Annotated in this window: 19 protein-coding genes and 4 tRNA genes; 18 read left to right on the forward strand and 5 right to left on the reverse strand. The window is 35.2% G+C overall.

The window, feature by feature from the left end; translation table 11 throughout:
• Nucleotides 1-94: 94 nt before the first annotated feature.
• The 3 genes from AB674_RS03165 to tgt all read right to left on the reverse strand — a co-directional run bounded on the left by AB674_RS03165 (nt 95) and on the right by tgt (nt 3,292).
• Complete coding sequence (locus AB674_RS03165) at nt 95-982, reverse strand: DMT family transporter (RefSeq protein WP_047773824.1); 888 nt, start codon at nt 980-982, stop codon at nt 95-97.
• On the reverse strand, nt 969-2,057 hold the full coding sequence (locus AB674_RS03170; RefSeq protein WP_047773826.1) for an LptF/LptG family permease: 1,089 nt from the start codon (nt 2,055-2,057) through the stop codon (nt 969-971). Before AB674_RS03170 ends, AB674_RS03165 begins: the two co-directional genes overlap by 14 nt.
• A gap of 104 nt (nt 2,058-2,161) precedes the next feature.
• The gene (gene tgt, locus AB674_RS03175; RefSeq protein WP_047773828.1) at nt 2,162-3,292 is read right to left on the reverse strand and encodes a tRNA guanosine(34) transglycosylase Tgt; all 1,131 of its coding nucleotides are present in this window, start codon (nt 3,290-3,292) and stop codon (nt 2,162-2,164) included.
• Between the two features lie 320 nt (nt 3,293-3,612).
• On the opposite strand from tgt, the gene AB674_RS03180 reads away from it, so the two are divergent.
• The 4 genes from AB674_RS03180 to AB674_RS03195 all read left to right on the forward strand — a co-directional run bounded on the left by AB674_RS03180 (nt 3,613) and on the right by AB674_RS03195 (nt 7,321).
• On the forward strand, nt 3,613-4,476 hold the full coding sequence (locus AB674_RS03180) for a polysaccharide deacetylase family protein (RefSeq protein WP_047773830.1): 864 nt from the start codon (nt 3,613-3,615) through the stop codon (nt 4,474-4,476).
• Nucleotides 4,477-4,515: 39 nt separating this feature from the next.
• Nucleotides 4,516-5,199 carry an SGNH/GDSL hydrolase family protein gene (locus AB674_RS03185; protein WP_047773832.1) on the forward strand — a complete coding sequence of 228 codons (684 nt, stop codon included), beginning with the start codon at nt 4,516-4,518 and terminating at the stop codon, nt 5,197-5,199.
• Between the two features lie 227 nt (nt 5,200-5,426).
• On the forward strand, nt 5,427-6,275 hold the full coding sequence (locus AB674_RS03190; protein ID WP_047773834.1) for a transketolase: 849 nt from the start codon (nt 5,427-5,429) through the stop codon (nt 6,273-6,275).
• 92 nt (nt 6,276-6,367) lie between these two features.
• Nucleotides 6,368-7,321, forward strand: a complete 954-nt coding sequence (locus tag AB674_RS03195) for a transketolase family protein (RefSeq protein ID WP_047773835.1) — start codon at nt 6,368-6,370, stop codon at nt 7,319-7,321.
• A 72-nt stretch (nt 7,322-7,393) separates the two neighbouring features.
• On the opposite strand, the gene AB674_RS03200 is transcribed toward AB674_RS03195, so the two are convergent.
• The gene (locus AB674_RS03200) at nt 7,394-8,509 is read right to left on the reverse strand and encodes an FKBP-type peptidyl-prolyl cis-trans isomerase (RefSeq protein ID WP_047773837.1); all 1,116 of its coding nucleotides are present in this window, start codon (nt 8,507-8,509) and stop codon (nt 7,394-7,396) included.
• 79 nt (nt 8,510-8,588) lie between these two features.
• Here AB674_RS03200 and AB674_RS03205 point away from each other — a divergent pair, with 79 nt between their 5' ends.
• Both AB674_RS03205 and AB674_RS03210 read left to right on the forward strand, forming a co-directional pair.
• A complete protein-coding gene (locus tag AB674_RS03205) occupies nt 8,589-8,978 on the forward strand; it encodes an RNA-binding S4 domain-containing protein (RefSeq protein WP_047773838.1) in 390 nt (129 codons plus the stop codon).
• Between the two features lie 259 nt (nt 8,979-9,237).
• Nucleotides 9,238-9,738 carry a phosphoribosyltransferase family protein gene (locus tag AB674_RS03210; RefSeq protein WP_047773840.1) on the forward strand — a complete coding sequence of 167 codons (501 nt, stop codon included), beginning with the start codon at nt 9,238-9,240 and terminating at the stop codon, nt 9,736-9,738.
• Here the strand turns inward: AB674_RS03210 and AB674_RS03215 are convergent.
• Nucleotides 9,730-10,248: a shikimate kinase gene (locus AB674_RS03215; protein ID WP_047773841.1), complete on the reverse strand. Its 519-nt coding sequence runs from the start codon at nt 10,246-10,248 to the stop codon at nt 9,730-9,732. The two genes, AB674_RS03210 and AB674_RS03215, sit on opposite strands and share 9 nt — an antisense overlap.
• A gap of 126 nt (nt 10,249-10,374) precedes the next feature.
• On the opposite strand from AB674_RS03215, the gene AB674_RS03220 reads away from it, so the two are divergent.
• From AB674_RS03220 to AB674_RS03275, 12 genes are all read left to right on the forward strand, one after another.
• Nucleotides 10,375-10,447 (forward strand) — tRNA-Lys (locus AB674_RS03220).
• A 40-nt stretch (nt 10,448-10,487) separates the two neighbouring features.
• Nucleotides 10,488-10,560, forward strand: a tRNA-Lys gene (locus AB674_RS03225).
• 38 nt (nt 10,561-10,598) lie between these two features.
• A tRNA-Leu gene (locus AB674_RS03230) sits at nt 10,599-10,681 on the forward strand.
• A gap of 798 nt (nt 10,682-11,479) precedes the next feature.
• Nucleotides 11,480-11,552: transfer RNA gene (locus tag AB674_RS03235), tRNA-Lys, on the forward strand.
• Between the two features lie 692 nt (nt 11,553-12,244).
• The gene (locus AB674_RS03240; protein WP_240478063.1) at nt 12,245-12,745 is read left to right on the forward strand and encodes a tetratricopeptide repeat protein; all 501 of its coding nucleotides are present in this window, start codon (nt 12,245-12,247) and stop codon (nt 12,743-12,745) included.
• 131 nt (nt 12,746-12,876) lie between these two features.
• On the forward strand, nt 12,877-13,839 hold the full coding sequence (locus AB674_RS03245; RefSeq protein WP_047773847.1) for an ion channel: 963 nt from the start codon (nt 12,877-12,879) through the stop codon (nt 13,837-13,839).
• Nucleotides 13,840-13,911: 72 nt separating this feature from the next.
• Nucleotides 13,912-14,811 carry a MerR family transcriptional regulator gene (locus AB674_RS03250; RefSeq protein ID WP_047773849.1) on the forward strand — a complete coding sequence of 300 codons (900 nt, stop codon included), beginning with the start codon at nt 13,912-13,914 and terminating at the stop codon, nt 14,809-14,811.
• Nucleotides 14,812-14,847: 36 nt separating this feature from the next.
• The gene (locus AB674_RS03255) at nt 14,848-16,314 is read left to right on the forward strand and encodes a phytoene desaturase family protein (RefSeq protein WP_047773850.1); all 1,467 of its coding nucleotides are present in this window, start codon (nt 14,848-14,850) and stop codon (nt 16,312-16,314) included.
• Nucleotides 16,315-16,317: 3 nt separating this feature from the next.
• On the forward strand, nt 16,318-17,157 hold the full coding sequence (locus AB674_RS03260; RefSeq protein WP_047773852.1) for a phytoene/squalene synthase family protein: 840 nt from the start codon (nt 16,318-16,320) through the stop codon (nt 17,155-17,157).
• Nucleotides 17,158-17,221: 64 nt separating this feature from the next.
• The gene (locus tag AB674_RS03265; RefSeq protein ID WP_047773854.1) at nt 17,222-17,662 is read left to right on the forward strand and encodes a sterol desaturase family protein; all 441 of its coding nucleotides are present in this window, start codon (nt 17,222-17,224) and stop codon (nt 17,660-17,662) included.
• A gap of 146 nt (nt 17,663-17,808) precedes the next feature.
• On the forward strand, nt 17,809-18,276 hold the full coding sequence (locus AB674_RS03270; protein WP_047773855.1) for an SRPBCC family protein: 468 nt from the start codon (nt 17,809-17,811) through the stop codon (nt 18,274-18,276).
• Nucleotides 18,273-19,565 (forward strand): cryptochrome/photolyase family protein, encoded by a 1,293-nt coding sequence (locus AB674_RS03275; RefSeq protein ID WP_047773857.1) that lies wholly within the window; start codon nt 18,273-18,275, stop codon nt 19,563-19,565. Before AB674_RS03270 ends, AB674_RS03275 begins: the two co-directional genes overlap by 4 nt.
• Nucleotides 19,566-20,017 lie beyond the last annotated feature (452 nt).

Here is a 20,017-nt window from a genome sequence, read left to right on the forward strand (position 1 = left end):
TGTAAATCGAACCGCAAATATAAAAATATTATATCATTGGGAGAATTAAATATTGTTTAATGTGTAAAAATGCAATTTTAAAATAAGTAAAATACTATACTTTTTCCTTGTTTTGATAATGTTTAAAAACGCCGTTTAGGATAACTGTAATCACAATTATTATCGCTCCAATATAAAATTCCGTGCTCATTTTTTCTTTTCCTCCAAGAATAAAATAGGCCAGAACAATTCCGTAAACGGGCTCCAAATTAGTGGTTAACATCACCGTATAAGGTGTTAATCGCTGCATCACTTTTACAGAAGCGGTAAAAGCATAGGCTGTAAATACGGAGGCCAAAACAAATAACAGAATCCAGTTGTTTGTTGACATTGTAAAGAAATCAGCATTAAATTTTCCTTTAAATAAAAAATAAACGGAAATAAAAAAAACACCGGCTCCAAACTCATAAAAAGTAATTACGGAAGGCTCATGATTGCTAATTAATTTTCCGTTCATAAGCGTAAACAATACGCCCAGAATTATAGACGCCAACGCAAAATAAACGCCCTGTAAATATTTAATTTCTACCTGTAAAATCAAAGCTAATCCGCCAATAATTATAAGTCCGAAAAAAACTTCATACCATAATATCTTACGCCCGAAAAAGATGGGTTCCAATAAAGAAGCAAAAAAAGCGCCGAGTGAAAATATAGAAAGTGTGATGGAAACATTGGAAATATGGATCGCTTTAAAGAAGAAAACCCAATGTAAGGCAATCAAAAGCCCGACAAAAATGAGTTTGAAAAATTCTTTAACCGGAACCCGAAAAGATTGCTTTTTATAAACAATAAAACATCCTAAAAAAATACCGGCAAGAAGCATTCTGTACCAAACCAGATTCTCAGCATCAATAGTAATTAAAGCGCCCAAGACGGCTGTAAACCCCCAAATAAAAACAATTAAGTGTAAATTTAAGTAACTTTTTAAATTATCGTTTCGCATTACGTAATAGGTAAACTGCTAAAATTCCGAAAACCATATTCGGAAACCAAACAGCAAATAAAGGTGAGAAAGTAGATTTTTCGGCAAGGGTTCCGAATATTTTATCAAAAAACACAAAAGAAAACGCAATTGCAATTCCAATCGCCAAATTGGTCCCCATTCCTCCACGACGTTTCATTGAAGAAACTGCCACGGCGATAATTGTTAAAATAAAGGCGGATACCGGAACACTGTATTTTTTATAAAGTACGACCAAATAAGTATTTATATTTCCTGAACCCCGTTTTTTTTCTTTATCAATAAATTTATACAGTTTCCCTAAACTTAAAGTTTCGGCAATATAAACTACAGGCGTTAAATCCTCCAATTCAAATTTAAAGGCTACATTTTTTTCAGGAACTTTTTCAATGACATCATTTAATTCACCGACTGTTCTTTTGGTGTAATCGTACAGCGTGTAAATTTTCTTTTTCGGATCCCATTTGATACGACTTGCAGTGATTTTATACGTTAGCATGTCCTTGTCAAAATGTTCTAACGTAAAATTAAAGGCTGTTTTAGACTCTTCATTAAAACTATTGACATAGATAAAATCATTATCATTAATTTGTCTGAATACGTTGGTGTTTTCACCGCGCATGAGCTGTTTCCCGTTTCCTTTCAGATAAGTATATCTAAAATTATTAAAACCCTCACTGGCTGCAGGAACAATAAAAAATCCCATTAACAACACAAAAACAGATACAATACTGGCACCGATAATATAAGGTCTCAGAAATCGGGTAAAGGAAATTCCCGAACTTAAAATGGCAATAATTTCGGTATTGTTTGCCAATTTTGAGGTAAACCAAATCACCGATAAAAACAAAAATATCGGGAATAATGAGTTCGCAAAATAGACTGTAAAGTTGTAATAATAGATCGCAATATCCGTAAATGGGACTTTGTTCTCTAACATTTTATTTACCTTCTCCGAAACGTCAATTACGATTCCGATTGGGATAAATAAGAGTATCATCACCGAAAAAGTGGCTAAATATCTTTTTAAAATATACTTGTCTATTATCGTCAGCATATATATTTTTTAGTTTGAAAAGGTTTGGGGTTTCAAGTTTCAGGTTTCAAGTTTCAGGTTTTCTTTTAATACCCATAAACTTGAAACCTGAAACTTAAAACTTCTTATAGTCTTTGACTCATATTTTTAACCATCATTTCTTTCCAAGGTCTGAAATCGCCAGCTAAGATATGTTTTCTGGCTTCACGAACCAACCACATATAGAAACCAAGATTATGAATGGTTGCAATTTGTTTTCCTAAATATTCGTTCGCAGCAAACAAGTGACGTAAATAAGCTTTTGTATATTCTGTATCTACGAAAGTATGTCCCATCTCATCGATTGGAGAAAAATCAGCTTCCCATTTTTTATTCTTGATATTGATCGTTCCGTTTGCTGTAAACAACATTCCGTTTCTTGCATTACGCGTTGGCATTACACAATCGAACATATCAATTCCTAACGCAATATTTTCCAGAATATTAATTGGAGTTCCTACTCCCATTAAATAACGAGGTTTATCTTCCGGCAGGATTTCACAAACTACTTCTGTCATGGCATACATTTCTTCAGCAGGTTCTCCTACTGACAATCCGCCAATAGCATTTCCTTGCTGACCAGCATTTGCAATATACTCCGCAGATTGACGACGCAAATCTTTATACGTACTTCCCTGAACAATCGGGAAAAAAGTTTGCTCGTATCCATATTTATAAGGAACTTTATCCAAATGATTGATACAACGATCCAACCAACGGTGTGTCATGTGCATCGAACGTTGTGCGTATCTGTAATCGCAAGGATAAGGTGTACATTCATCAAAAGCCATAATAATATCGGCTCCAATGGTACGTTGAATTTCCATTACATTTTCGGGTGTAAAGAAATGATACGATCCGTCAATATGTGATTTAAACTTTACTCCTTCTTCTTTGATTTTTCTGTTATTAGAAAGCGAATACACTTGATACCCTCCGGAATCAGTCAAAATATTGCGATCCCAGTTCATAAATTTATGCAATCCACCTGCTTTTTCAAGAATTTCAGTCTGTGGACGTAAATATAAATGGTAAGTGTTTCCGAGAATAATATCCGGATTAATATCTTCTTTCAGCTCTCTTTGGTGCACACCTTTTACCGATGCAACAGTCCCAACAGGCATAAAAATAGGAGTTTCAATAACTCCGTGATCTGTAGTAATACTCCCCGCTCTTGCTTTCGACTGCGGATCTTTTTGTAATAAATCAAACTTCATATACGCGTTTTTCAGTCGGCAAAGATAGGCTAATTTGAGGAAAATTTAATGACAAAATAGAATATCCTTTTTCTATTGCTTCAAAAGATACAAACCTTTAAAATCGCTGCAAATACTGACAATAAATATCCCCAAGATTGAAACTAACAGTATCACATAATTATTTTATTGAGAAAAAAATCAAAAATCATGAAGAAGAAATTAAATTTCAAAAGCAAATCATCTTAAAAAAATCAGGAATTCACTATAATTTTCTCATTAACAATCCTGCGAGAAAAATCCACTAAATTTGAATCACAAAATTAAACACAACACACAAAATGAATTTATCACAAAAACTAGGATATCCGGAAGAGACTAAATTATTACTCATACACGCTGATGATGCCGGATTATCGCATTCTGAAAACAGAGCTACCATACAAGCACTTGAGGCAGGATTAGTAAATTCTTACAGCATAATGATGCCTTGCCCATGGTCTTTTGAAATGGTCAATTACGCAAAAAACAATCCCCAATTCGAACATGGGGTTCACCTAACCCTAACCTGTGAATGGGAAAACTATAAATTTGGTCCGGTTGCACCAATTTCTGAAGTTTCTTCATTAGTAGATAAAAACGGGCATTTTTACAAAAGCAGAGCCGATTTTTTCAGCAATGCCAAACCGGAAGAGGTCAAAAAAGAGCTTCAGGCTCAAATCGAAAAAGCACTGCATTTCGGCTTACAGCCTACTCATCTTGACTCTCATATGTACAGCGTGGGCGTATCTCCTGAATTTTTAGAGATCTACAAAGCCTTAGGCAAAGAATACAACTTAGCTGTTTTTCTGAATAAAGCTTTTATTGAATCTGTTAATTTAACGAGCGAAAGTTTCGACTTCGAAAATGATATTGTGGTCGAACACCTTCATATTGGTCATTACGATTATTTTGTAAAAGACGAACAAAAAAAATACTACAGCAGTGTACTGGACAATATGGTTCCTGGATTGAATGCCATTTTGATACATCCGGCTTTTGATGACGACGAAATGAAAGCTGTCACTATAAACCATCCCAATTTTGGTTCAAAATGGAGACAAATAGACTTGGAGTATTTCACCAGTCCGGAATGCAAACTAAAACTTGAAGCGAATAATATTCAGCTGATTACCTGGAAAGAAATCAAAGGATTAAACAATTAGAAAATGAAACAATTCTAAACATCAAAACTATTTTTTGTTATGAAAAAGACTTTCATTATACTACTGCTTTTTATCATTACAAAAACTTTCAGTCAAGACATGAAAACAGATTGGGCCAATATCTCTAAATATTCAAAAGAAAATCAAGCTTTAAAACTAGAACCGGAAAACAAAAACCGAATTGTTTTTATGGGAAACTCTATCACTGAAGGCTGGAAAACCTATGATCCAGAGTTTTTTTCGAATAAAAATTATATTAATCGAGGAATCAGCGGTCAAACCTCCTCGCAAATGTTGGTACGATTTCGAGCAGATGTAATTTCTTTAAAACCAAAATTGGTGATTATTCTTGCCGGAGTCAATGATATTGCACAAAATAACGGTCCGATTGAACTCGAAGATATTCTCGGAAACATTATTTCGATGGCAGAATTAGCCAAACAAAACAACATTAAAGTGATCCTTTCATCCGTACTGCCTGCTTTAGATTTTAAATGGCGAAAAGGATTGGAACCTGCCGAAAAAATAATCAAACTCAATGAAATGATTCAAAACTATTGCAAAGAAAACCAGATTATTTATACAGACTATTTCTCAAAAATGAGCGACGATCAGAAAGGATTGGATGGGAAATATACTTTAGATGGTGTTCACCCTACATTGCCCGGATATAAAATTATGGAGCCTTTGATCGAGAAAGCTATTCAGGAGACATTAAAATAGAGTTATCATAACTTCTTAGATTGTATCTTTTTCGGGAATCAAACTTCCTGACTTTAACTACTTCTAAAGAAAACTTTTAACTTCTGATTGGTTTAAATCTTCGTATCGGAGAACTACGAAACTTTATAACTCAACATCTCGATATATATAACACATTTCCTTAAAAATGATTTGTCTCCCCGCAAAATAACAATTACTTTTGCAACAGTTTAACTTTTACATATAAAATGAAGCCTAACACACAACAATTAAGCGATTTAACTATCCAAGTAAGAAGAGATATTCTTCGAATGGTACATGCTGTCAACTCTGGTCATCCAGGCGGATCACTAGGTTGTACTGAATTTTTGGTTACTTTATACCAAAATATTATGGACCGTAAAGAAGGTTTTGATATGGACGGAATTGGAGAAGATCTTTTCTTCCTTTCAAACGGACATATTTCTCCAGTTTTTTATAGCGTTTTAGCCCGTAGTGGTTATTTCCCTGTTTCGGAATTGGCTACGTTTAGACTTTTAAATTCTCGCTTACAAGGACATCCAACGACACACGAAGGATTACCTGGTGTTCGTATCGCTTCCGGTTCATTAGGACAAGGTTTATCTGTAGCTCTTGGAGCAGCTCAGGCTAAAAAATTAAATGGCGACAATCATATCATTTACAGCCTACACGGTGATGGTGAATTACAAGAAGGTCAAAACTGGGAAGCCATCATGTATGCTTCTGCTAAAAAAGTAGACAACGTTATTGCTACTATTGACCTTAACGGAAAACAAATTGACGGAACAACAGATGAAGTTCTGGCAATGGGAAGTATCCGCGCTAAATTTGAAGCTTTTGACTGGGACGTTCTTGAAATCAAAGAAGGAAACAATATCGATGCTATCCTTGCCGGTTTAAATGATGCAAAATCAAGAACAGGAAAAGGAAAACCGGTTTGTATTTTGTTACACACTGAAATGGGTAACGGAGTTGACTTTATGATGCACACGCACGCTTGGCATGGAAAAGCACCAAACAATGATCAATTGGCAAGTGCTTTAGCTCAAAACACATCAACTTTAGCAGACTATTAAAAAGTGTTCAGTCTCAGTAATTAGTTTTCAGTTAAAAAAAACTCAGAAACTTAGTCACTGAATCCTTAGAACCTCAAAATGAAAAAACAGAAATGAAAAAATATACAAATACAGGAAGTAAAGATACTCGTTCGGGTTTTGGAGCGGGAATGACAGAATTAGGTCAGAAAAACGAAAATGTTGTGGCGTTATGTGCCGATTTAATTGGATCATTAAAATTTGATGATTTCAAGAAAAATCACCCGGAGCGTTTTTTCCAAATTGGTATCGCAGAAGCGAATATGATTGGAATCGCAGCTGGTTTAACCATTGGAGGAAAAATTCCATTCACAGGAACTTTCGCCAATTTCTCAACAGGAAGAGTTTACGATCAAATTCGTCAATCTGTTGCTTATTCTGATAAAAATGTAAAAATCTGTGCTTCTCACGCTGGTTTAACACTTGGTGAAGATGGAGCAACACACCAAATCCTTGAAGATATCGGTTTAATGAAAATGTTACCGGGAATGACTGTAATTAACACTTGTGATTACAATCAGACTAAAGCTGCCACTCTTGCATTAGCAGACCACCATGGCCCTGCTTACTTACGTTTTGGACGTCCTGTAGTAGCTAACTTTACTCCTGCTGACGAGCCTTTCGTAATTGGAAAAGCTATTTTATTAAACGAAGGTTCTGATGTTACCATTGTAGCTACCGGACATTTAGTTTGGGAAGCTCTTATCGCTGCTGAAGCTTTAGAAGCAAAAGGAATTTCTGCTGAAGTAATCAACATTCACACTATTAAACCACTTGACGAAGAAGCTATTCTAAAATCATTGGCCAAAACAAAATGTGTGGTAACAGCAGAAGAGCACAACATTCTTGGAGGATTAGGAGAAAGTGTTTCCAGGGTACTTGCTTTAAACAATCCGGCTCCACAAGAATTTGTAGCTGTAAACGATAGTTTTGGTGAATCAGGAACTCCGGAACAATTGATGGAGAAATACAAACTAAACAATCAAGCGATTGTTGAAGCTGTAGAAAGAGTTATCAAAAGAAAATAATTTTAGATTTTCTTCTTTATACAAAAAAACCTCGAAAGTGATTTCGAGGTTTTTTTGTATTTAAAAACTTTATTAATTTTTGTAAGGATACGTATTATCTAAATGAATCCTTGTTCTTCCTACTGCTTTATAATCCTCATCAACAAATTTTCGTGGATTCGCAGCAGACTCTGGCTTATTAGGATCTGTAAGCGCTCCGGTTGGTTTTCTAGGAATAGCCCATAGCTCCGTTTCATCTACATTTGGTGTATTAGGATTATCCGCAACCGGATTAAAAGGATAATATTTACTCACCCCAGAATTAACCCCTGCAGGCTTAGTAATTTCCAGAAGCGTGGTATAACCATCCCCGTCATCATCAACGTCTATAAAATCAGCCAAACCATCATGATCTGTATCATCTAAAAGTTTTCCATCTGGAGGATTTGGATATTTTGTTGTATTTCTAAAATCATACATATAACCATCTCCATTTAAATCTTCCTCAAAATCATAAATCCCATCAAAGTCATGATCCAATCTTTGAACACCCAATAATTTAAAACTAAACACCAGACAAGAATAAGCAGGGATATCAGTCTGACCAGAACCATAGTACGCTAATCCGGAAGGCAAAAACATAACACCAGCCCCGAAATTTTCATAGGTTATAACACCACTACCATCTGTTGCCATTTTAGCAGTACCCATCCTAAACTGAGGGAAAATTTCCGGCCATCCTTCTATTACAGATGTTGTCAAATACGGCTCCAGACTAAAATCTCTAGCCAATCCATAAGAAGTATCAAAAACTTTATTGTTTAATGTATTCCCAGAGTAAGAGGCAGAAATTCTGTCATAATTACAAGGAGCAGCACCTGTACCTTTTCTTAAAGACAAATAATAAACGGTATAGTTAACATCATTACTGTAAACCACTCTATTTTGTAAAGGATATACGGTCTGATCCCAAATAGAAACTTGCGCTCCTCCTGCAGGAATTTTTTCTATTTCAATATCAAAATTAGCGCTGACGCTTTTAATATAATTGCTCTTTAAATATTTCATAATCGAATCACTGTCAGCCTTGTACTGTTCCTTGTAATCTCTTAAAGGAACCGTTTCTACATCATCGTCATCATTTTTATTACACGAAACGATAGCGATACCGGCAAGTAATAAAATAAAATAATATTTAAATTTATTCATTATTCTTATATTTTTAGGTGCGCAAGATACAATATTGATTTATTTTTGTAAAGATTTTAACTTCTATTTTAGAAAAATTATGAGAATAGATAAATACCTGTGGTGCGTACGCTATTACAAGACCCGAAATATGGTTACTGAAGCCTGTAAAAAGAACCACATCACTGTAAATGGGCAGGTTGCGAAACCATCAAAAGAGGTTTTCCCGACCGACAGGATTACCTTTAGAAAAGACCAGATCACGCAAATCATAACCGTACTTGACATACCGGAAAGTCGTGTTGGAGCAAAACTTGTTGACATCTATCGCAAAAACGAAACACCGGCCGAAGCTTATGCTCATCTGGAGTTGCTAAAACTTTCTAAAGAACACTATCGCAAAAGTGGAACCGGAAGACCCACTAAAAAGGACCGTAGAGATATTGATGAGTATGGTAATGAGATTTTTGATGATGAAGAGAAAGAGTAAAATTTCAAAAATTTGAAATTCCAAATTCCAACAATCTAATAAACTTTAGTGTTAGAGATTGTAAATTGTTTCAAAATAAAATTCCAAAACTTGAAATTCCAAATTCCAACCATTCAAACAAACTCTATTACTAGGAACTATAAATTGTTTCAAAAAGAGTTCCAAGTAAACACAAATCCGAGCCCAAGCATTGGAATTTGGAATTTTTAAAACTTGGAATTTAATCCCCTAAATATGTATTTTAGCAAAAAAATAAATCATGAATAAGAACATCATCTTAACGAATCAGGAAATCGAACATAAAATAAAACGTATCGCTTATCAAATTTACGAGACTTTTGTTGACGAAGACGAAGTTGTGATAGCCGGAATCGCCTCTAATGGATCTGTTTTTGCTCAAAAACTGGCAGTAGCTTTAGGCAACATCTCAAATCTGAAAGTCTCTCTTTGCGAAGTTAAAGTTGACAAACAAAATCCGCAGTCACCCATACAAACTTCTTTACCGGCCAGCGAATACGCTAACAAAGGATTAGTCCTTGTTGACGATGTCTTAAATTCGGGTACTACTTTAATATATGCAGTTCGTCATTTCTTAGACGTTCCGCTTAAGAAATTCAAAACTGCAGTACTTGTAGACCGAAATCATAAAAAATACCCCGTGAAAGCTGATTTCAAAGGAATCTCTCTTTCCACCTCTTTATTAGAGCATGTTCAGGTTGTTTTCGACGAAAATGGCGGTGATTATGCCTTCTTAAGCTAGTATCGCTATAATATCCTGAACCGTTTCTTCGACTGACTTATCATCAACCGTGACTTTATGTTGTGCCTGGTTGTAATAAAAGCTTCGGTCGAATAAATGTTTCGCAATAAACTCTCTCATTTCTTCTTCATTCATATCAGCAATCAAGGGACGCTTGCTCTTGTTATGAACTAACCTATTATATAATGTCTCTATGGAGGCTTTTAAATAAATTGAAGCAACACCATCGTTCTTCAATAATTCATGGTTATTTGCATAACATGGCGTTCCTCCACCCAAACCAATTATACTATTTTCTGAAGATTGAAGCAATTCAACAAAAATTTCGTGCTCTAATTTTCTAAAATAGATCTCTCCATGTTGCTCAAAAATTTCATTTATTGATAAATTGACTCTATTTTCGATACATTTATCCAAATCCAAAAACGGAATATTTGTAATTTTCGACAAATTTTGGGCAATTGTTGACTTTCCGCACCCCATATAACCTAATAACACAATTTTTTTCATACTAATAAAACCTTATAAACTAAGACGTTGAGAATTTTTCTTAAAAAAAGACAAATTTATAATAAAAATGCTTGGAAACTTCGAAAATAACTCCTTATATTTGCACCCGCATTCAAGGAATTAAATGACTCGATAGCTCAGTTGGTAGAGCACATCACTTTTAATGATGGGGTCCTGGGTTCGAGCCCCAGTCGGGTCACAAATTTTGTGATTAACAAATTAAATTCCTTGAAAGCAATGACTCGATAGCTCAGTTGGTAGAGCACATCACTTTTAATGATGGGGTCCTGGGTTCGAGCCCCAGTCGGGTCACAAAGGTCGAGTAATTCAATTACTTGACCTTTTTTTTTGGCCACGTGGAGAAACGGTAGACTTGCCATCTTGAGGGGGTGGTGCTCGTAAGGGCGTGTGGGTTCAAATCCCACCGTGGTCACTTCATTAAATTAGAAAAAGCTAAACACTAACAATATTTTAGGTGTTTAGCTTTTTTTTGTACTATTAAAAAACAAATAAGGTACAAAAGTTGTGTCGAGATGAAAAATCTCGCAAAGTCGCAAAGCCGCGAAGTTTAAAAAAGGTCAGACGCTCGTAATTCCTCTTCGCCAGAAAACAACATTATACTCCAAAATTATTTCCATTCGCTTTTGCGAATTTAAAGCTGACTGGTTTTTGAAACCTGTCAGCTTTAAATTCACTAGTATTTTTAACTATAAGGAATGCAAAGGAAAATCAAAGACAAATTTACATCTCTTATGTAATATAATTTTTTACTCTCCAAATACAATTCCACACTTATCGTTTTTAAACCACATAAGTAATATAAGTTCATTAAAGTGTCAGCGCTTAAAATGACATGAACTTATATCACTTATATGGTTTAATCTTTTTATTCCTTTTAAAGCATGTCTTCATTTTAAAGCTAAATGATTTCAGAAAATAAGTTCTGAACTGGTCTCTGGAATTTCTTTCTTAAACTTTAAGATTGAAATCTTCGCTCATAAACTCCCGAGCTTACAAAGCTAATTCTCCTTAACCCTAGCAAACAATAAGAATTAAACTACATCTGAACCTATCTTAAAATAAAAAAGCAAAAAAAATAAAACCCCAAACCACACGTTTTCAGAAAAATAAAAAAAGATATGAACTAATGCAAAATTAAGTACACCTAAACACTTGGAAACTTCAATAAAAAGTCCTTATATTTGCACCCGCGTTCAGAAAGCAAATGAATGACTCGATAGCTCAGTTGGTAGAGCACATCACTTTTAATGATGGGGTCCTGGGTTCGAGCCCCAGTCGGGTCACAAAAGGTCAAGTAATTTATTTTACTTGACCTTTTTTTATTTCTGCTATTTTGGAGAGACACTCTTACTATCAAAATCCCAAACCAAATAAGAACAACTTTGCGACGACAAGAATCAAGTTCAGAAGTTGTGAAATAATTTTTAGAAATTTCCTTTTGTTAGAAATAGCAGATCTTATACTTTTTTATCACAGCTTTTTAAGTCTCTAATTTCCCAACTTCTTGCTTTGATGATCTCGCAAAGACGCCAAGCCGCCAAGTTTTTTTCTACTTTTTCATTAAAACTTTGCGATTTTGCGTCTTTGCGAGATTTTTACTTCCCCACAACTTTTGGATTTGATCTTTTTTCGGCAAGTAGTCTAAAATGAGCTTACATCACCTATATGATTTAAATACACTTTTACGGCTACATCAATACTATATAGTAAACTTTCACAACAAATACAGTCCCAAGCTTGCCCATAAGCCTAACTTTTTATACTCGCAAATACCATTCTAGAAACCAAAACATAAAAAACACCACTCTAAAACAAACGGCAAAGAAACAGAACAGACTGTAAAACAGATCACACAAACTACACGCACAAAAAATTTTCATTTGCTAACCATAATTTTACAAAAGCACTTCTGTTAGAAATAAATCTTTCCTAAATTCGTTCCTAATTAATTAACCTACTAATCCCAAATTAGTTTATGAAACATTTATTTTTTCTATCATTTATGATGATTACGTTTTCGAGTTTTGCACAATCTGCAACCGGTTATTTTGACAAAGCCCTAAAGAAAGCAGAAACCGGAAACACAAAAGGTGCCATTGCAGATTACACCAAAGCAATTAGCATGAACTCCAAATTTGTTGAAGCTTACCAAAACAGAGGTGTTGCGAAACTAAAATTGAATGACTTAAAAGGAGCTTCAGCCGATTTCAGTAAAACAATTGATTTAGACAGCATGAATGCAGATGCCTTTACAGGTAGAGCCAATGTAAATTACAAATTACAAAATTATCAAGGCACTATAGAGGACTGTACTGCTTCTCTTGGCTTAAATCCTAAAGATTATATTGCTTACAACCTAAGAGGTCTGGCTTATAATAAAATTGGAGATAAAAAGAACTGCTGCAAAGATTTCTCAAAAGCGATTGAGCTAGGCAGCCAAAGCGCTATAAAAAACAAAGCTACTTTTTGTAAATAGTATCTAACAGCACTCTAACAATACACTAAGCAATCTGTGGTCATCAAGTACCGCAGATTGCTTTTTCATTTTACAGGGCTCTTAATTTCATCTAAAAGTTATCCTTACATTTGTCCTCAAACAAAACAGCAATGGTACTTCTTAAAAAAATAAACAACAAAGCTAAAACAGATCAAAACTCCGGTTTTGGAACCAATGCAAACAGTTATGGCGGAAGATTCGTAAACAAAAACGGAACTGCCAATATAGAAAAAAGAGGCATGCATTTATTGCGTCGCATCAGCTGGTACCATACCATGATCGACATGCCTAACTGGAGATTCCTGTCAATTTTGTTTAGTTTTTATATCGCAATCAATTTTGTTTTCGCCGTTCTTTATTATGCAATCGGCATAGAACACCTGGACGGAATTACAACATCAGGTGGTCTTTTGGACCAATTTGGGCAAGCTTATTTTTTTAGTGCGCAAACCTTTACCACCGTAGGTTACGGACATATTAGTCCAACCGGTTTTCTAACGAGTGCCTTATCTGCAGCAGAAGCTTTAATTGGATTATTGAGTTTTGCGATTGCAACGGGTTTATTCTTCGGAAGATTCAGTAAACCGACCGCTTTTTTAAAATTTTCGCATAATGCACTAATTTCACCTTACGGACAAAACAAAGCTTTAATGATCCGTCTCGTTCCTTTTAAAAACACCAATTTCACAGACGCAACAGCAAAAGTAACTTTAGGAATGAGCATTGAAGAAGATGGCAAAATGACCAACAAGTTTTATTCCTTAGCATTAGAACTAAGTCATATAAATGCACTCTCGTTAAGCTGGACACTCGTACACCCCATAACCGAAAACAGTCCGTTATATAATTTCACTGAAGACGATTTTAAGAAAATACATGGTGAAATCCTGGTCTTCATTACCACTTTTGATGATATGTTCAGCAATACCGTAGCAGCAAGTACCTCCTATACTTTTGATGAAGTTGTTTACGGCGCCAAATTCGAAACTATGTACGACAGAAGTGATGACGGCTCTAAAACCATTCTACATTTAGACAAATTAAACCGTTTTGACCCCGTAAACCTTGTCTAAACTATCATTTTAGGATTGTTTTAAGACGGTATCTCGGATTTTATTTTATTTTTGTTTACTTAATCACCAAAAATGGTAAACAACATAAAAACTGTTTTCAGCATAAAAGACCTTGAGAACTTATCCGGAATAAAAGCACATACCATTCGTATCTGGGAAAAAAGATATAACATTCTTGAACCTATGAGAACGGACACCAATATCAGACTTTATAATCTGCAAAATCTTCAGAAACTTTTAAACATAACATTATTACACGAGTACGGTTATAAGATTTCTAAAATCGCTACTTATCCTGACGAAAAGATCCCACAACTGGTTCGTGAAATCATTTCAAAAAAGAACTCGCAGAACTTCGCCATTACCTCATTTAAAATGGCCATGATGAATTTCGATCAGGAAATATTTTTCAATACTTTTGACTGGTTGATTTCTGAAAAAACATTCAAAGAAGTTTTCAAAGAACATTTTCTTCCCTTATTAAAAGAATTAGGCTTATTATGGCAATCGGAAACCATAACTCCCGCAAACGAGCATTTCATGAGTCATTTAATCAAGCAGAAAATACTCATTTACACCGAAAGCCTTCAAATACAAAAGCCAACCAAAACCGATCGCATTTTTGTTCTTTCCTTACCCTTAAACGAAATTCATCAAATCGGATTGCTTTATCTTCAATATGAAATTCTGTCTAAAGGCTACAAAACCATCTATTTAGGAGAAAGCATGCCGGTCGAAAACCTGCAGGATCTCACAAAACATTTTGACAATATCACTTTTATATCCTTCATGACTGTTCAGCCGGATCGTAGCGTTATCAATCAATACGTAAAATCAATGGGGCAAAAATTACTTCTAAAAAACAACGAAATCTGGCTTATGGGCAAAATGGTCGAACACATTGACCAGAGAAATTTACCGGACAGAATCCGTATTTTCGATTCTATGGACGAAACAATAGAAAGAATATAAAGTTTTGTTTAAAGTTTTTGTACATTTGTTAAACAAATGAAGAAAACCATCATCATAATAGGGTCTGGCTTCTCTGCATTAGCAGCCTCTTGTTACCTTGCCCAGCAAGGGAACAGTGTTACCATTTATGAAAAAAATGAAACGATTGGTGGTAGAGCCAGACAGTTTAAAAAAGACGGCTTTACTTTTGACATGGGACCAAGTTGGTATTGGATGCCCGATGTTTTTGAACGTTTCTTTAACGATTTCAACAAAAAACCATCCGACTATTACGAGCTTATTAAACTCAATCCGGCCTACAGGGTTTATTTTGGAGTAGAAGATTTTATAAGTATTTGCGACAACCTTGAAGCGATACAAGCTACTTTTGAAGGCATCGAAACCGGAAGCAGTAAAAAATTAGCCGCTTTCATCAAAGAAGCAAAAAGCAATTACGACATTGCCATTAAAGATTTGGTTTACCGCCCCGGTGTTTCTCCTTTGGAATTAATCACCCCTCAGACTGCTTTAAAACTAAATCAGTTCTTCAGCACCGTCAGCCGTGATGTCAGAAAGAATTTTAAAAACGAACGTTTGATTCAAATTCTAGAATTCCCGGTTTTATTTCTTGGAGCAAAACCAACTAAAACGCCATCCTTTTATAATTTCATGAACTATGCCGATTTTGGCTTAGGAACCTGGCATCCGAAAACCGGCATGTTTGATGTTGTTCGTGGAATTGAAAAACTGGCTCTTGAACTTGGAGTTACTATTAAAACCAATTCTGTTATTGAAAAAATAGCTGTAACCAATAAAATCACAACCGGAGTAATCATCGACGGAAAACATATTCAAGCCGATATTGTTTTAAGCGGTGCCGATTATCATCATACCGAGACTTTGCTTGACAAACCTCATCGTTCTTATTCTGAGGAATATTGGGAAAGTCGAACTTTTGCTCCCTCTTCCCTGCTCTTCTTTGTGGGCTTCGACAAAAAAATAGAAAATACAACACATCACAATCTGTTTTTTGATGTCGATTTTAATCAGCATGCAATTGATATTTACGATCAGCCGAAATGGCCTGAAGCTCCCTTATTCTATGCTAATTTTCCATCAAAAACAGATGAAACTGCAGCACCAAAGGGAATGGAAAGTGCATTTTTCCTGATTCCATTAGCTCCCGGAATTAAAGATACTGAAGCACTTCGAGAAGAATACTTTGAAAAAATAATCACTCGATTTGAACAGATCACACAGCAAAAAATCAAAAATAATATTATATTTAAGAAGTCATTTTGCAAAAATGATTTTGTAGCAGATTACAATGCCTACAAAGGAAATGCTTACGGAATGGCAAATACCCTATTGCAAACCGCCTTTTTAAGACCCAAGCTGAAAAGCAAAAAAGTTAAAAATTTATTTTTCACGGGGCAATTAACTGTTCCGGGTCCGGGTGTACCGCCCGCCTTAATATCAGGAAAATTAGTAGCTGAGTTAATTCATAAATCTATTAGATCGTAAAAAATGAAATCACTATTTGACACTGTCTCTTACAGCTGCAGCAAATTGGTTACCAAAAACTACAGCACTTCTTTCTCCCTCGCCGTACGCATGTTGGCACCAAGCATTAGAGAAGCCATTTACAGCATCTATGGTTTTGTTCGTTTTGCAGATGAAATTGTCGATTCTTTTCAGGATTACAATAAAGAATATCTAATAAATGATTTTGAAAAAGAATACTACAAGGCAATGGAAATGGGCATTAGCTTAAATCCTATTTTAAATGCATTCCAGCATACCGTAAAACAATACAATATTACAGACGATCTGATTCAGGCCTTTTTAAAAAGCATGAAACTTGATCTCGTAAAATCGACTTACAACACACAAACGGAATATGAAGATTACATTTATGGTTCTGCCGATGCTGTCGGATTAATGTGTCTCAAAGTTTTTGTGGCTGGGAAAGATCAGAAATACGAACAACTCAAAGCGGAAGCCATGCGACTGGGCTCTGCTTTTCAAAAAGTAAATTTTTTACGCGATCTAAAAGAGGACAATCTGATTTTAAACCGCAATTATTTCCCCGGAATCAACTTAAATTCTTTTGATGAAAATGCAAAAAATGCCATTATCAACGAAATTGAAGAAGATTTTAAAATCGCCTATCAAGGCATCGTAAAACTCCCCATTGAAGCTAAATTCGGAGTGTACACCGCCTTTATTTACTATAAAAAACTATTACAGAAACTCAAAAATACGCCTTATTATGAAATTGGAAATTCGAGAATCCGAGTTTCAAATTATACGAAAGCGGGACTTTTAGCGCAGTCTTTTGTAACTTATAAATTGAAACTGGTCTGATCTTATTTTTATTTTTCAGGGTTATTTTTCAGCCTTTTTACTGACAACTATACAAAAACATAAAATGATTTCTTTTTTAATTTTTCTAAGTGTCTTTCTGTTTATGGAATGTGTAACGTGGCTTACGCACAAATACATTATGCATGGCTTAATGTGGTACTTTCACGCAGATCATCACCAACCCAAATACGAACATACTTTTGAACGCAATGACATCTTCTTTGTCATTTTCGCTACTCCAAGTATTACTCTTTTTTATTTTGGTGTTGAAGGCGGGTTTAATTATTTGTTTTTCATCGCTTGCGGTATTACCCTTTATGGTGTTTGTTATTTTTTAATACACGATGTGCTCATTCATCAGCGTTTTAAATGGTTTAAAAACACCAAAAACAAATACCTCATCGGACTACGAAAGGCACATAAAATGCACCACAAACATTTAGGCAAAGAAGACGGAGAATGCTTTGGAATGTTGTTCGTTCCTTTTAAATATTATAAAATGTAATTGTTTTGATACCAGTCTCAGAATAAGTGTGTTTGTTTCTATCATTTACTTCTTTTACCACTTAAAACATCCTGCATAAATAATTTTTGTTTGAACTCCTGACGCAGACGTTACGAATACTCAGAATTATAGTAATACTACACATTATGAAATTATACAAAATAGAAACTACGCAACATATAAATGCAAGTATAGAAGAATGTTGGGATTTCTTTTCCAGTCCAAAAAATCTTCAAACTATTACTCCAGACACTATGCGTTTTGAAATTTTAGATTTCGACAACAAACACATGTATCCCGGTCAAATCATTACTTATACCCTGAAACCACTTCTGGGAATTAAAATCTCATGGGCAACCGAAATTACCGTTTCAGTAGAAAATCAATATTTTGTCGACATACAACTTTCTGGTCCTTATAAATTGTGGCACCACAAACACTTTTTTGAAACCACGGAAACGGGTGTAAAAATGATCGATATTGTGCATTATGCCTTGCCATTTGGCTATTTAGGACGCATTATGAATAAACTGGTTGTAGCAAACAAACTAAAAGCCATTTTTAATTATCGCTATAGCAAAATCGAAGAGCACTTTAACACAAAAGTACAATGAAACAAAAAGTGGCTATTTTCTGGTTCCGACGTGATTTACGATTAGATGATAATGTTGGTTTATTCCATGCATTACATTCTTCGTTCCCGGTAGTTCCATTATTTATTTTTGACGAAGATATCCTGGAAAGCCTTCCGAAAAATGATGCCCGAGTAAGTTTTATATACGATTCACTTCAAAAAATAAACGAAGAGCTTCAATTAACAGGGTCTTCTCTTTTAATTAAAAAAGGAAAAACTACTGAAGTCTGGCACTCTCTTTTAACGGAATATGATATCCAAAATGTAACATTCAATAAGGATTACGAGCCTTATGCGATAAAACGGGATTTAGAGATTTGTAATTTATTACAACAAAACAGCATTGCTTTTTCATCGTATAAAGATCACGTGATTTTTGAAGAGAAAGAGATCACCAAGTCAGACGGGCTTCCTTACACGATTTACACTCCATACAAAAACAAATGGCTGGAGAAATACCACTTGAACGGAACTGTGACGGAATGTGACACAAAACCTTTGTTTCCTAATTTTGCTAAAAACCAATTTCAATTCCCGGAATTATCACAAATAGGCTTTGAAAAAAGCACGATAAAAGTACTTCCGCATAACTTAACCCAAATTAAAAGTTATAAAGAAACCAGAGACTTTCCGGCTCTGGACAGCACCTCATATCTTTCTCCTCACTTGCGTTTTGGAACGGTTAGTATTCGGAAATTAGTGAACTGGGCCAACAAAACAAATCAGACTTTTTTGAGCGAATTGATTTGGCGTGAATTTTTTATTCAAATCCTCTTTAGTTTTCCTAATGTTGTCAATCATAATTTCAAATCGGCTTATGATGGCATTCAATGGCGCAATAACGAAGAAGACTTTAAACGTTGGTGTACGGGCACAACCGGATACCCTATGGTCGATGCCGGAATGCGTCAGCTTAACGAAACCGGATACATGCACAATCGGGTACGTATGGTGGTGGCGAGTTTTCTATGCAAACATTTACTCATCAGCTGGCAATGGGGAGAGGCTTATTTTGCCGAAAAACTATTAGATTTTGAACTGGCATCAAATGTAGGCAACTGGCAATGGGCTGCAGGAACAGGTTGCGATGCAGCACCCTATTTCAGAGTCTTTAATCCCGAAATTCAACTAAAGAAATTTGATGACAAAGGAATCTACATCCGCAAATGGATTCCCGAATTTGATTTGGGTTATAATGAACCTATGATCGATCATGCTTTTGCAAGAGATCGCGCTATTGCTACTTATAAGACTGGGATTGTTAAGTGAAATTTCAAAGTTTTTAAATTCCAAATTCCAATTTTGGTGGAGGGGTAATTTCTTGTAGATTGGGGGGATTGGGGAGGTTTTTTTGTTTCAGGTTTCAGGTTTTTGCTTCACGCAGATTTGGCAGATTGAGCAGATTTATTCTTGTTTTTTGTCCTTTCGACGAAGGAGAAATCACACAAGCTGCTCCGTTTCAATTTTCCGCAATATTGTCATACTGAGGAACGAAGTATCTTCATGAGATAATCCGTGAAGTGAAGCTCAACGCTATGGATTCAGCAAACGTAGATCCTTCGTTTCTCAGGATGACAAACTGTATGGAGTTTCTGGTGTTATTAGTCATGCCTTGAAATTGCAAGGTTGCGCGTGTAACATAAAAAGAAATCTGCTCAATCTCCATGAAGCAAAAACCTGAAACCTAAAACCTAAAACCTAAAGCTTGAAACTTGAAACCT

The sequence above is a fragment of the Flavobacterium sp. ABG genome, assembly GCF_001027725.1.
In the GTDB taxonomy this organism is placed as follows: Bacteria; Bacteroidota; Bacteroidia; order Flavobacteriales; family Flavobacteriaceae; genus Flavobacterium; species Flavobacterium cupriresistens.